General features: G+C 67.6%; 11 protein-coding genes. 7 read left to right on the plus strand and 4 right to left on the minus strand.

The features are described from left to right. Nucleotides 1-537, plus strand: a complete 537-nt coding sequence (locus KXC43_RS46430; RefSeq protein ID WP_221382694.1) for a sigma-70 family RNA polymerase sigma factor — start codon at nucleotides 1-3, stop codon at nucleotides 535-537. A 60-nt stretch (nucleotides 538-597) separates the two neighbouring features. Here the strand turns inward: KXC43_RS46430 and KXC43_RS46435 are convergent, their stop codons facing one another. Next, a complete protein-coding gene (locus tag KXC43_RS46435; RefSeq protein ID WP_221382695.1) occupies nucleotides 598-2,538 on the minus strand; it encodes an RICIN domain-containing protein in 1,941 nt (646 codons plus the stop codon). On the opposite strand from KXC43_RS46435, the gene KXC43_RS46440 reads away from it, so the two are divergent. Then, complete coding sequence (locus tag KXC43_RS46440; protein WP_221382696.1) at nucleotides 2,528-3,160, plus strand: TetR/AcrR family transcriptional regulator; 633 nt, start codon at nucleotides 2,528-2,530, stop codon at nucleotides 3,158-3,160. The genes KXC43_RS46435 and KXC43_RS46440 overlap by 11 nt on opposite strands. 91 nt (nucleotides 3,161-3,251) lie before the next feature. Here KXC43_RS46440 and KXC43_RS46445 read toward each other — a convergent pair whose 3' ends face one another. Next, complete coding sequence (locus KXC43_RS46445) at nucleotides 3,252-3,869, minus strand: DUF3455 domain-containing protein (RefSeq protein WP_221382697.1); 618 nt, start codon at nucleotides 3,867-3,869, stop codon at nucleotides 3,252-3,254. Nucleotides 3,870-4,096: 227 nt separating this feature from the next. Here KXC43_RS46445 and KXC43_RS46450 point away from each other — a divergent pair, with 227 nt between their 5' ends. From KXC43_RS46450 to KXC43_RS46465, 4 genes are all read left to right on the plus strand, one after another. Beyond that, entirely contained in the window at nucleotides 4,097-4,630 is a 534-nt protein-coding gene (locus KXC43_RS46450) for a DM13 domain-containing protein (protein ID WP_221382698.1), read from the plus strand. 176 nt (nucleotides 4,631-4,806) lie between these two features. Beyond that, nucleotides 4,807-5,385 carry a sigma-70 family RNA polymerase sigma factor gene (locus tag KXC43_RS46455; protein ID WP_221382699.1) on the plus strand — a complete coding sequence of 193 codons (579 nt, stop codon included), beginning with the start codon at nucleotides 4,807-4,809 and terminating at the stop codon, nucleotides 5,383-5,385. 117 nt (nucleotides 5,386-5,502) lie between these two features. Continuing rightward, on the plus strand, nucleotides 5,503-7,731 hold the full coding sequence (locus KXC43_RS46460; RefSeq protein ID WP_221382700.1) for a discoidin domain-containing protein: 2,229 nt from the start codon (nucleotides 5,503-5,505) through the stop codon (nucleotides 7,729-7,731). A gap of 240 nt (nucleotides 7,732-7,971) precedes the next feature. After that, entirely contained in the window at nucleotides 7,972-8,310 is a 339-nt protein-coding gene (locus tag KXC43_RS46465; protein ID WP_221382701.1) for a hypothetical protein, read from the plus strand. A 37-nt stretch (nucleotides 8,311-8,347) separates the two neighbouring features. Here the strand turns inward: KXC43_RS46465 and KXC43_RS46470 are convergent, their stop codons facing one another. Together KXC43_RS46470 and KXC43_RS46475 are read right to left on the minus strand one after the other, a co-directional pair. Next, complete coding sequence (locus KXC43_RS46470; protein ID WP_221382702.1) at nucleotides 8,348-10,180, minus strand: S9 family peptidase; 1,833 nt, start codon at nucleotides 10,178-10,180, stop codon at nucleotides 8,348-8,350. Nucleotides 10,181-10,293: 113 nt separating this feature from the next. Beyond that, nucleotides 10,294-11,607, minus strand: coding sequence for a hypothetical protein (locus tag KXC43_RS46475; protein ID WP_221382703.1), 1,314 nt, complete (start codon nucleotides 11,605-11,607; stop codon nucleotides 10,294-10,296). Nucleotides 11,608-12,149: 542 nt separating this feature from the next. Here KXC43_RS46475 and KXC43_RS46480 point away from each other — a divergent pair. Further along, on the plus strand, nucleotides 12,150-12,698 hold the full coding sequence (locus tag KXC43_RS46480) for a CPBP family glutamic-type intramembrane protease (RefSeq protein WP_221382704.1): 549 nt from the start codon (nucleotides 12,150-12,152) through the stop codon (nucleotides 12,696-12,698). The last annotated feature ends 37 nt before the right edge of the window (nucleotides 12,699-12,735 follow it).

A 12,735-nucleotide genomic window follows, 5' to 3' on the forward strand; every position in this document is an offset into this window, starting at 1 on the left:
ATGGCCGCATTGCCGGAAACCACACCGGACCATGAGGCCGCGCTGCATCACCTGCAGCAGGCCCATGGACCAGCACTTCTGGGCTATCTGACCCGGCAAACCCGGGGAGATGTGCACCGAGCAGAGGACATCGTTCAAGAGACGTTGATGCGCGCTTGGCGCAGTCCGGAGTCCCGCAACGAGCAGGGGCAGTGGAACAGCGCTTGGATCTATACAGTCGCCCGGCGCATCCTCATCGATCAGATCAGAGCGGCCGGCGCGCGTCCGATCGAGTTACAGGACACCGAGTCCGACGCGCATCCGATGACCGAGGATCCCGTCGAGACTCTGATCGATACGCAGGAGGTCCGCGCGGCCCTGCGATCGCTGCCGGAGCATTTCCGCCTGACGCTGATCGCGGTCTACTACCGGAACCTGTCGCTCGCTGAGACCGCTGAGCTGCTCGGCATTCCCGCCGGCACAGTCAAGTCACGGACTTTCTACGCACTCCGCGCGATGCGTGCGGCTCTCGACAACCGGGAGTTCAACCCCCGCTGACCACTGCCCGCTGCAATCCGGCGGACCGGAATGCAGCGGGCAGTGGCCGGCACGGCCGGCTCAGCTCTTCGGCTTGGCTATGGGTTTGATGCTCCAGCGCATGTCGACCTCCTTGGTCTGCAGGTCCCACTGGGTGATGGGCGTAGCGTTGTTGGCACAGCAGTCGTTGCCCATGATGTCGAGGGCTCTACCGCTCCTGCGGTTGATCATGGCGTAGCTGCCGACACCGAGTGGCTGCAGCCGGAACTGCTGATTGAAGTCGCCGGCGACCCGATTCGTCATCACCAGCTCGACCCCGTTCTCCCGCTTGCCGCCCCGCATCCCCAGCACCTTGCCGGAGTGGACATTGGTGATGACGACGTACTTGGGATCGCTCGCGTTGGCGATGCGCCACCTCTGATCCGCGCCTTTGTCATTGTCGTAAAGCTGAATCGTGGTGTGCGCAGCCGTGATCGTGTTCTTGCCCGGCACATCCATGACCCGGCCGCTGAGCACATTCGCGATCTGGAACTCGGTGGCGGTGTCCCAGATCTTGGGGCCGGTCGGCTGCACCGCGCCGGGCCCCAGGGGGAGCGTGGGTTGATCCGACGCTGCCGGGCTCGGCGACGCCGAGGACGAAGTAGGCGCCGCGGCCGATGGTCCGGTCGAGGTCGACGGCTTGCTCTCCGGCTCCCCGGACTGCACCGGCTCTACCGGCTTCGCCGGTTCCACCGGCTCCTTCTTCGGCTCCCCCAGGCGGGCATCGGCCTGGTAGGTGGAGAAATAGCGGGCGACGAGGTCGGGCAGCTGCTTCACCCGGGCGTGACGAGGGACGCCACCTTCGGCCCGCACCGCGGTAGGTCCCCACTGGTAGGCGGCCATCGCCAGGGTGAACGAATCGCCCGACGAATCGTCGGGCTGCAGGCCGGAAAGTTGATTCCGCAAATCGCACATCGCCGTGCCCATGGCCGGGATGGCCACCGCAGGGTCCCAGACCGAGGCGAGTGACGATGGCTGGTACTGCTCCCACATCGACTCGGTGAACTGGGCAATGCCCTGACCACCGTTCGGGCCCCGGAGACTGGCGTTGAACCCCGACAGCGCCATCACCTGAGCCGCAACCCGCGACGCCGGCAGCACGCCGGGACAGATGCGACCGGCCGCTCGGATCGGCTCCACCAGCTCCTCGGGTACCTTGACCACGTTGGCCGGAGGACTGGGCGACCCGGACGGCTCCGCGTCAGCAGGGTCGCTGAACTGTGGCTGGTCTGCGTACCAGTTGGCGTAACCGGCCACGGTTTCGACATGGCGGCGGGCGGCCTCCGGCACCGCCCCGGCCCGGAGGACTTCGTCCATCCCCACCAGGTCACCGGCCACGGCCGCTTCCCATTCGCTGCCGTCGACGCCGTTCTCCCTGGCCGTCCCGACGAAATTGCACGTCTGGTGGGCCAGCGCCAGCACACTCGCCAGCACGTCGCTGCGCTGCGCCTCCGCCCACGGCGCCCACTTCCTCCAGTCCTCGGCGTTCAGGTTCGCGAGGCCCTCACCGGTGTCAGTCCGAGCGGTGGCCTGAAACCTCGAGGCCGCCATCAGCTGGGCGGCCAGCCGAGGTGCGGTCACCGCCGGGCAGGATGTCGCACCCACGACGATCGCCGGCAACATCGAGGCCGGCACCTTCTCACCCTCGATCTTCGTCTCCGCCAGCGCCGGGCCGACTTGGATGCCGGCGGCCACAATGCACGCTACGGCTGCCAGCAGTGCCACTCCGACCTCGATACGTTGCCTGGTGCTGCGTAACGAGCGCGCGGCCCGCACGCCGGCTGCGCCCAGCCCGCGTAGCCGGCCGATCACCATCTTCATTGCCTCGGGTGTCCTCTCCAACGCGAGTGTCCCCTGAGAACGGACGCAACCGGGTCGACGTTCATCGACTCGGGCACGACTTTTGGTCACCGGAGAGCCACCTCGGGTAGCCGAGGTCGGCAGGGTCTTGACCGGTCGGTAACTTATGGGGATGGCCAACACCTCCCGCGCCTACCACTCACCACGACGCGAGCAGGACGCACAACGCACGCACGCCCTCATCCTCGAGTCCGCGCGCCAGCTGTTCATCAGTCATGGTTACGCCCGCGTCACCATGTCCGACATCGCCACCGCAGCCGGCATCGCCGTCAAGACCGTGTACGCAAGCGTCGGGACAAAGGCCGCGGTGCTGGAGAATCTTCTTGCCTTCGACGCATCCGGTACGGGACTGGCTCAAGTCGCGGCGGGGGTGTCGACGGCCACCGGGCTCGACGCCTCACTGACTCTGCTCGCGAGCTGCAGCCGGGCGGAGACGGAACGGCTGCAGCCCTCGGTCGACCTGCTGTACGCGTCCATGGCCAGTGACGAGGGCGCGCGGCTGGCCTGGGACCGGGTGGTCGTAGCCCAGCGCGATGCGCTGGGCCGCGTCGCTGAGCGGCTGGTGACCAGCGACCTGGTCGCCGCGCATCTCGGGCCGGACGCGGTGCGGGACCGGCTCTGGTTCTGTTTCGGTCTGGCCGCCTGGCGGACGCTGATCCACGACTGCCGCTGGAACTACCACGACACCGAACTTTTCCTGCGGCGCCAGGCGCTGTGCATGCTGACCGAACCCGACGAGCAATGAAACACACGGAGTCCGGACCCGTTGCGGCCGGTGGCCACGGACTGCTGATCGCGGCAAGCCCGGACGGGGCCAGGCTTGCCGCGATCACGTGTTACTTGCGCTTGGCTGCCCAGAAGGCGTAGAGCGCCTTGTACGGGACGGCCTTGGTCGCCCCGTCGGTGCACGAACCGGCCGGGGCCACTCCACCCGAGGTGTACAGGCGGCTGATGTAGCTCACGTTGCTCAGGATCCCCTTACCGCTGTGGCTGTTCACGGTGAGCAGCAGCTCCGGGATGGTGCCCTCACGCGGGCTCTCGGCCGTCTTGGTGGCGGTGATCAGCGATTTGTCCCGCTCGGACTGCCACTTGGGCCCGACGGTGTGGTGGATCCAGCCGGCGGTGCCGACGAGTCGGGCCTCAGGAGCCGAAGCCCCGGTGAAGACGCCGCCGGTGCAGGTGTACGTCTGCGTCCCGGTGGTGACGATGTACGCCCCGACCAACCGCGAACCGGCCGGCGGACGGATCGACGACGGGATCCGCGGGACGCCGATCCGGCGGGCGCCGGGTCCCACCGCCGGCGGGCCGGCCGCCTCCGCCTCCGGGCCGACAGCCTCCGCCTGCTGGCCGACAGCTTCCGTCTGCGGACCGACGGCTTTCGCCTGCAGGCCGCTCACTTCGTCGGCGGACGCCTGGAAGGTGACTGCCCCGATCGCTGCGACGACGACCGCCATTCCGGCACCCGCCAGGATCCGGAACCGGGAACGCGAAGTCCTTGCCACTGATGTCCTCCCATCAACGGGTGCGCCTTTGCGCACCCGGTCCCAAGGACGTTCGTGACGCCGCAGGTGTTCGCAGAACTGGCCGGACTTAAGCCAATCTTCAAACGATCGCCCGTCCCGCCACCGGCCCCGCGGGAATTGGTGTGTAACGCTTCGCCCCACCACGGGGACTGATCACCATGACCGACATCCGTATCCCGACGCTCGCCCGCCGGCGTGGCGTCTGGGTCGCACTTGCAGTCTTCGTCGTGCTGGCCGTGGTTGCCCTCACACTGCTGCAGCCGTGGAAGCTGTGGATCGACGAGACCGTCGACGAGCCGCTCGGGGCGGGCACCGCTGCGCAGGGGAACATCGCCGGGGCGACGGTTCTGGCAAAGGGCACCTTCATCAGCCACGAACACGACACCACGGGCACAGCCAGCATCGTGCAGGCTGCGGACGGCACCAGGCACCTGCGCCTGGCCGATCTCGATACCAGCAACGGGCCGGCGCTCAAAGTCTGGCTCACCGACGCGCCGGTGATTCCCGGCATCGACGGATGGCGGGTCTTCGACGACGGCCGGCACCTCGACCTCGGTGACCTCAAGGGGAACAAGGGCAGCCAGAACTACGAGCTGCCGGCCGACGCCGATCTCGCGACCTACCGCAGCGTCAGTATCTGGTGCGAACGCTTCCGGGTGTCCTTCGGAGCAGTCGAACTTTCGCGGCCCTGACCCTGCGAGTTGCCTGGCACCGTGCCCGTACGTCTGGTCATCGCGACCGGACCTACGGGCACGAATACGCGGCAACCCCGCGGCCGTCAGAGGGCTCCATCGGATTGAAGTTAGACTTCAGGAAATAAATAGGCGACGCATGTATCGAATTGCCGCCGGGGACGGGTGGAAGATCTATGCGACAGGCGCACAAGGGCGGAAGCATCCGCAGGCCCGAGGCGGCGGACGAACTTTCCGAGGTCGACGCGTCGCTTCGACACCTTCACCAGGTGCATGGTCCGCCGCTGCTGAAGTTCCTGACTCGGCGAACCCGCGGCGACCGCTATTGGGCCGAGGACATCCTGCAAGAGACGATGCTGCGCGCCTGGCGCAACCCCGACGCGCGCAACAGCGACGGCCGATGGAGTCGGGCCTGGCTCTACACCGTGGCCAAACGCATCCTGATCGATCAGATCCGAGCGGCCGAGCTGCGCCCGGAAGTGCAGGATGACCAGATCGAGAGCACCCTCCGGACCGAGGACTTCGCCGACCATCTCGTCACCCTGCTGAGCGATACCGAAAAGGTGCGCTCTGCTGTCAATGCCCTGCCCGCGCATATGCGCGTCACCCTCGAGGCGGTCTTCTACCACGGCCACACCGCAGCTCAGGCCGGTCGCCTGCTCGACGTGCCGGCCGGCACCGTGAAGTCACGGGTCTTCTACGCGCTCAAGGCACTGCGGCAGGCACTCGATGAGCAAGACTTCTTTCCCAATTGACCGGCCGACCGCAGAGCCCCGGCAGCTTGGTACTGCAACGGCGCTTGTCGTTGTCGGCGGCGGCAGGCATAGACGTTCGGCACGGTCCCCGGCCGGGCGGAAGAGCTCGGAGACGTAATGACAGACCTTGTTCACGGCCCTGTGACCTGGATCAGCGAGTGTGTCGGGGTCGTCGGCAACGACCCGGCCGTCGCGGAGGCGGCAGCTCGACTGGCGGCCGACCCCACGGCCGTCACCGTGATCGGGCCCCGCGACGGGGACGACATCTGGCCCTCGGTCGAGGCTGCCTTACCCATCATGGTGCCGCCCGGTGGCCGGGCCCGCATCGTCGTGGCCGATGCCGGTCGCCCGGAACGCGGATTCGCTGCTCGGCTCGCTCGTGAGCTGAGTGGGCCGGTCGTCGCACCGCGCGGTGACGTCGTTCTGGTGCCAGGCGGCACGCTTTTCGCCCCGTACGGGTGGTTCGAGTACACCGCAGCCGGTGAACACCGTCCGGCCGGGCGACGCGCACCCCGGCCGCGCTGGGAAGCAGACGTCGACCGGGCGTCCTCGGACGGACCCGGCCGGGTGATCGTGCGGCCCGTTCCGGCCGGGCTGTGGATCTTCACCGCCGATCCTGATGCACCGATGCCGGATCTGTCAGACCTCGCCTACAGCGTACCGATGGACGACGCCCGGCCGGTCCTCCTGATCGGCCGTCCGGGCCACCCCGAGCCGGCCGACGAGGACGTCCTGGCGCTGGTCGACCAGCTGCCGCCGGCCCTGCGCTCTCGGCTGGTGCTGGCCCCGTACGGCCCGGCAGTCGGAACGCCCGGCCTGGCCGCGAGCCTGGCCCGCCGGCTTTCCGTACCGGTAGATGTGTCGACCGGCCTGCCGATGCTGACCTTCGACGGCCGCCTGGTGAGCCTGGCGGGAAGCGTTCCGGCCGACAAGGGAAACGCAGGGTGGTGGCGGCCGCTGACCAGCCACGTCAGCTTTCCGCCGCACGGCCCGGCCCAGCCGACCGGCTCGGTAGGCGGGTTGGCCGGCTGCGAGCTGGTCGCGGGCAGGATTTTCGTGCTCACGAGCGACTGGGTCGCCGAAGTCATCTCGTCCGGGCTGTGGCTGCGCTCGGCACACCGCGAGACGGGGGCCGAGACGGTGCGCGCCTATCCGTGGCGCCCGTCGCAGCTGCGCATCTTCGTCGGTGTTCCCGGTGAGCCTGTCGACCCGGCAGTGCTGTCGCTGGTCGGTGCCCTCGTCGACCGCCTGCCGGCTACCACTCGCCGTAGTGTGGAGATCGAGCCGACGGTCACGATCGGCGCCGGCCCCGATCTTGCCGCGGCGACTCTCGCCGGGTCAGGAGACGCGCTCGCCGGGTCAGAGCGGGCAATCGTGCTGCGCTCCCCTGCGGTCTCGAGTCAGGCAACAGTCGACTCAGGCGCTCGGCCCGGCCGCATTCGCGTCCTGCCGGCCGTTCCGGCTCCGCCGGCTCCGGAGGTGGTCACCTCGGTGGGCCGGCCCGTGGGTACGACCGCGAGGCCGGCGGCGGATCGGCCGGGCAAGCCGCAACGCGGGATCTTCGTCGGGATGGCGGTCGCCGTTGTCGCATTGGTGGGTGCCACCGGATACATCGCAAGCTTGCCGACATCTCAATCCGCCCGGGACACGCCCCCCATCGCGCTGAATCAGCCGGTGGCCTCGCTTCCGGCCGCTGACCAACCGTCGGTCGGCAGCAGCGCCGCCTTCGCCTCGGAAGCGAGCATCCAGCCCAGCGTCTCCCCATTGTCCAGCTCCACCCCGAACGCACCCCCGCCGGCCGTCCCCGCCTCCGGATCGCAGCCCGCACACTCTCCGGCACCGGCCACGAGCAGGACGTCCTCGCCTCTGGCCCCGTCTCCGACCCGGGCCGACCCCCCATCAGCACCCCCCGAAACCGAACCGGCTCCGCCCGTGGGGTCGCCCAATCCGTCCGGTCGCAATCTGGCCCTCGGCCGCGCCGCCACGGCGTCCAGCACCGAAGAAGCCGGCGCTCACTCCGCCGCGGCGGCGGTCGACGGCAGTACGGCCACCAGGTGGAGCAGCGCGTTCCGGTCGGACCCTCAGTGGCTCGCCGTCGATCTCGGTTCGGTCTGGCAGGTCAGCGCGGTCGAGTTGCGCTGGGAGAACGCGTACGCCCGGGCCTACCGCGTCGAGCTGTCAGCCGATGGCAGCGCATGGCAGACCGTTTATTCCACCGCTCAGGGCACGGGTGGCGTGGTCGACATCGCGGTCGACGGAACACCGGCCCGCCACGTCCGGCTGGTGGCTAACCAGAGGTCGGCCGACCGTTACGGCTATTCGGTCTACGAACTGGAAGTCCGCTGAACACCGTCTTCGAACGGCGTGCTCGACAGGAAGGGCCACCGCTGGGCGCCGCATAAGAGCTCACCGGCCTCGCTAAGCCCTCGCAGATACCCGATTCGCATCACGTCGCGCGTAGTGACACCACAATTCCGTAGCGATGAACCATGTACTGCCCCGAGCCGTCGAAGATGACAGAGGCTTACCAAGTTCAGCGATTTTCCTCAGCGCCGTGTGTCACGCCGTGACTCCAGGCCACCATTGGTGAGAGTCGACTTCGAGCTTCTCTGCCAGGTACCTATCGACGACTGGGCGCAGGAGACGACAATGCTGGAAGACCACATCGGGTACGAGTGTCTTGCCTATCACTACCTCGATTATCTGGCCCCGGCCGAGAGCGACGCGATTCATCGTCACCTGGGGATCTGTTCGGAGTGCCGCGGCCGCGCGCAGGAAGTGGCGGAGATTGTGGCTGCTCTGGCCCTCGTCGGTGATGATCACTGGACATCGCCCGTCCGCGGCGGCGCAGCCCAGACCGGCACGTGCGGGCCGGGCGGCCTTCGCCACCTGTCGCATCGGCCCGTGCACCGACGGAGCTACTGATCGCCGGCAACAGCCGGTCTCGCCGCAACGTGTCGGCTCATCGAGCGGATCCCAGGTGCCGCTGGAGGAATAGGTCGGCGGCGTGGAACATCGCCACGACCTGATCACGCTTCTCGCCGCGACGCCCCCCATCGTCCAGGTCGACATGCTCGACCGCCACGCCGCGCGCGGCTGCAGCTCCGGCGACTTCATCGGCCCCCGCCGCCGTGCCGGGTCGGTCGCCCGCTGCCCGCAGCATCAACAGGGGCGTGCGAGTCCGATCCGGCATGCGGCCCGGCGACCGGGCCGGCAGACGTGGCAGCCGGGACGCGACATCGGCCACGACTCCCGAGAACTCGACGGCGGCAGCGAACACCTCCGGGCTGTAGAAGGCACCAGCCAATGCGGCCTGTTCGCCCTCGGGCTCTCCGAAGATCGCCACCCGATCCCAGTCGGAGTACCCCTGCTCCACCGCCCACTCGACCACGCCGAGCATGTCCTCGAGCATCGCGTCTCGAGGTTCACCGGTCGCGGTGTCGAGGTACGTTCTCGGGAAGCCGGGCGAGCCAGGGGAGGTCATCCGCAGAACGGCGAACCCCCGGTTGGCGAACAGCTGTGCCGCCGCGTCGTAACCCCAATAGTTGCGGACACCCGGCCCGCCACCGACGATCAGAACGGTGGCCAGGCCGCGCGGACTCACGCCGACCGGCAGGGTCAGGTGGCAGAGCGATTCCGTGCCGTCCCGGGCCGGAATACTGACCGGCACCAACGGCGCCAGGTTGTGCGGGCCGAGGTGAGGATGAGGCCGGAAGAGCAGCCGGCTCTCCCCCGTGGCGTGATCGTAGAAGTACGTCGTACCGGGGTCCCGGTCGTCGTTGAAGCTGACGACCCATCGCCGGCCCTCCTGGTCCGATGACAGATCGGCTATGTCGCCGCCGGACAACGATTCCAAGCGCCCCAGAACCGCGCGGAAATGAGCATTCAAGGGGCGGATGACCTGCCGCTCGCGGAGATAGCGGACACCGATCAGCTCTCCGGTGCGACGATCGACGACGAGCGGGGACGGCACGGGCAGGACAGCAGCCCGGGTGTCCAGGTCGTACCAGGGGTGGCGGTCGATCTCCGTGCGCTCACCGGTCGTCAGGTCCAGTCGCTGCAACACGGTCACACCGGATTCCGAGCTGGATCCGACCCAGACGCCGGCGCCATCCGGTGTCGTCCGTATCGGGAGGCCGACGAGCCAGTCAACAGCGTCGATAGTGGGCGCTGCAGAGTGGAAGGTGCCGCTCGCGCCATCCCAGCGGAGCATCGCAGTTCCGCCGTCGCCTGTCGGCCGCGCCACGTACAGGACCCCGCCGGCCCCGCGGAACCACACATCTGACGCTTCCGGGCTCGATCCGAGAAGCGTCAGTCCGCCTGTTGCAATGTCCACTTCATATAAGTGGGACGACTGACGGCCCGGACCGGTCGTCCGGACCAGTGCCGTGCCGGGCCGTCCTACAGGCAGATCGAGAGCAACGACACCAGATCCGGAAGGAGTCAGATCGAGCGCTGGACCAGCCGAGACATCGAGATCGGCCCGATACAGACGGCAGTTCTCACCGTCCTCCCCGGTCGAGAGGTAGAGCAGCCATCGCGGATCGTCGGTCCAGTGGAAGGACTGCACATCGGAATGATCCTCCGCGGTGACGCGGCGGGCGATTCCCTGGGCAGTGCTCTGCACCCAGACGTTGACCCGGTCTCGCCACGGCGCCAGATAGCCGACCAGCGCCCCGTCCGCCGAGATCGCTGCGGCCGTCCGCGCGGGCGGCTCGAACAGTTCATCGACCGTCAGCGGTTCGGGCCGGGCCACCTGCTCGGTCGGCCGCGAGGGACTGCGTTGATCCGTCATCAGATCACCTGCGGCGGGTCGGTAGAGAGTCCGGCCACTCGGGCAGCAGGGACAAGACTGACGTCCGCACATCTGTTCCTTTCTGCCGCCGCATCAGCACATACGCCGTATCTCTAGCCGACGTCGCCTTCACGGATGCGACGGAAGTTGTCGATCCACGCATAGTTGAAGCTGCTCTTCCCATCCGCGCCGGGTTGGCACGTGAAGTTGCAGAAGATCCCGTTGTACGACCATGGGAGAGACGTCGCGGTGTCGTTGACGCGCCTACCCTGCCGCATGCCATAGGTCGCGACGCTCACGTCGTATTTCTTGAATTCGGCGTAGCTGTTGACGATGTAGTCCTTGCGACCGCTGATCCAGCCGGTCGAGCTCATGTAGTCGATCCACTCGGCCTGCGGCACCGGCTTTACGTTCACCTGGTGCAGGTACTGGTAAGCGCGAAGATCGGCGGGATAACCGTGGCGCTTGGCGAAGGCGGCCGGGATCGGTTTGGTGTTCTCCGCCCGCCAGCGCTGGGCCAGGGAGAACTCGGTGACAATTATTTGCTTACCGGCCGAGATGCGGGTGCGGGCCCAGGCGAGAGCCTCCGGCAGATCCTTCCGGTCGAGATGGTGCTCGTGCAGATCGATGCCGGCGATCCACTCGGTTCTGTCCGCGAAGTCGATGAGGGCGTTGAGCGGCGCCGTCCGCTCCTCCGGTGCGTGGACGTTGTTGAAGGAACCCATGAAAATCTCGAAAGATCGGCATCGGGCCTGGCGGTACGCTTCGATCTCCGAGGTCATGACCTCGTAGAAACGGACGAGATCCTGATCACGGTATTCCGGTCTGGTTTCGCGGAACGGTTCGTTTCCGGCCACCACTACGTCGACCCCGGGCCCGGTCCCGTCCAGCACACGGTGCATCACGTCGACATATTTCTTCATCCGAACCGTCCCGGGCCGGGGGAAGTCACGGTCCAGGAACGGCCACTTCAGGCTCACGATCGTGCGGTACCCGCTGCCGTGCAGACGTCGGACACCCGCGATGTCCTCGTCGGCCGCGATCTCGGCGGCATTCTTGTCCAGCAGCTGCTGCATGTCCACGAACGCTCGGGCCCACTCGGCGCCGACCCGTTCCAGCTCACCACCCGGCGCGACGTCCACGTTGCGGGACATCCCGTTGTAGTTGACCCCGACCGAAGGCCCGGGCGCCCGGGACGGGCGGACAATCTTGGGCGCGCAGCCGTCGCCGGCGTTGACGGAGCCGTCGGGCTCACCGGGGCCGTCAGGCTGGTCGCTCGGCGGTTGCCCTCCGACTTCGACGGGTCGCCCCGGTCCGTCACCGGCAGGCTGATCGGCCCGCAGTGACCGCTCGTCACCGGCAGGCTGGCCGGCCAGTGGCGGCCGCTCGTCACAGCCGGCCAGCCCGAACGCCAGCACCGCGGCCACTCCGACGCGCAACAGCTTCATGACCTCTACTCCACATCCAGGGGTGGTGCGACGAGAATTGTTCGACCCTCGGCGACGTCGTCTCTCACGTCACCTGAGCCACCGCACCATGCGCACGGTTTGATCGACAGATCATCTTGTCCGGATCCCATGCCGAGCCCGTTGCCGATCGAGGCAATCCCGTTGACGATGCACGCAACGTTCGAACGCGTCTCGAGGTAGGCCGAATGCCTCCCGCGACACCGAAGCACGGGACCTCGCCGGCCTCCGGATCTTGCCGCCCGTCTCGCCTCGTTCACTCCGCGACATTAGTCCGCCGGACGCCGACCCGATGACCGTTCGCGTCGCAGCAATGAACCCGTTCTCGACTCTCATCGTCGTCCTTGCCGACACTCGAAATCCCCACGATCCATCGTGGAGTTTTGATGCTTTATTTCCGCTTACGTCCGGGTTCAGGGAACACCAGCTGTATGTAACGGGAATCACGCGCCGACACCTAGGAGCCCGTCCTCATGTCCTCTCCCCCTGTCAGCAGCGGCACCGTGGCCCGCACCCGGCCCGGATTGGCCGAGGTCGTCGTCGGCATCGTCGTGTTCGCCATCGTCGGCTACGGCTTACCGGTACTGCTCAACCGGACCGGACTCGCCGATGAGGTCGACACCACCGTCTTCGGCCTCTTTCTGACTGCGCTTTCCGGTGTGGCCGGCCTCGCCGGATTCGTCGCGGCCGATCGAATCCGTATCCGGCACCCGGCCGCCTTCGGACTCCGTCGAACGACCGGACGCTGGCTTCTCATCGGTGTCGCCTGCGGGATCCTCGCCCTGGTGCTGGCCCGCCTCGCTGCCGCTGCTGTCTTCTACCTTTCCAGTCCGGGAGAGGACGTCCAGGCCTCCTACCGCGAAGCGGCCGGCGACGGCGTTCTTACCGTGGTCCTCTCCCTGCTGTTCCTGGCCGTTCTCACTCCGATCGGCGAAGAATTCTTGTTCCGCGGCGTGGTCGCCACCGCGCTTCTGCGCTTTGGGGCGGTGACCGGAGTCGTCGGCAGTGCATTGAGCCTTTTCCAAGCTGATCTTGCAGCTCAGGGTCGGTGAGGCGGACCCGGTGATCGAGAGGTGCGAGGCTCCAGAT

The sequence above is a fragment of the Paractinoplanes polyasparticus genome, from assembly GCF_019710575.1.
Taxonomy (GTDB): Bacteria; Actinomycetota; Actinomycetes; order Mycobacteriales; family Micromonosporaceae; genus Actinoplanes; species Actinoplanes polyasparticus.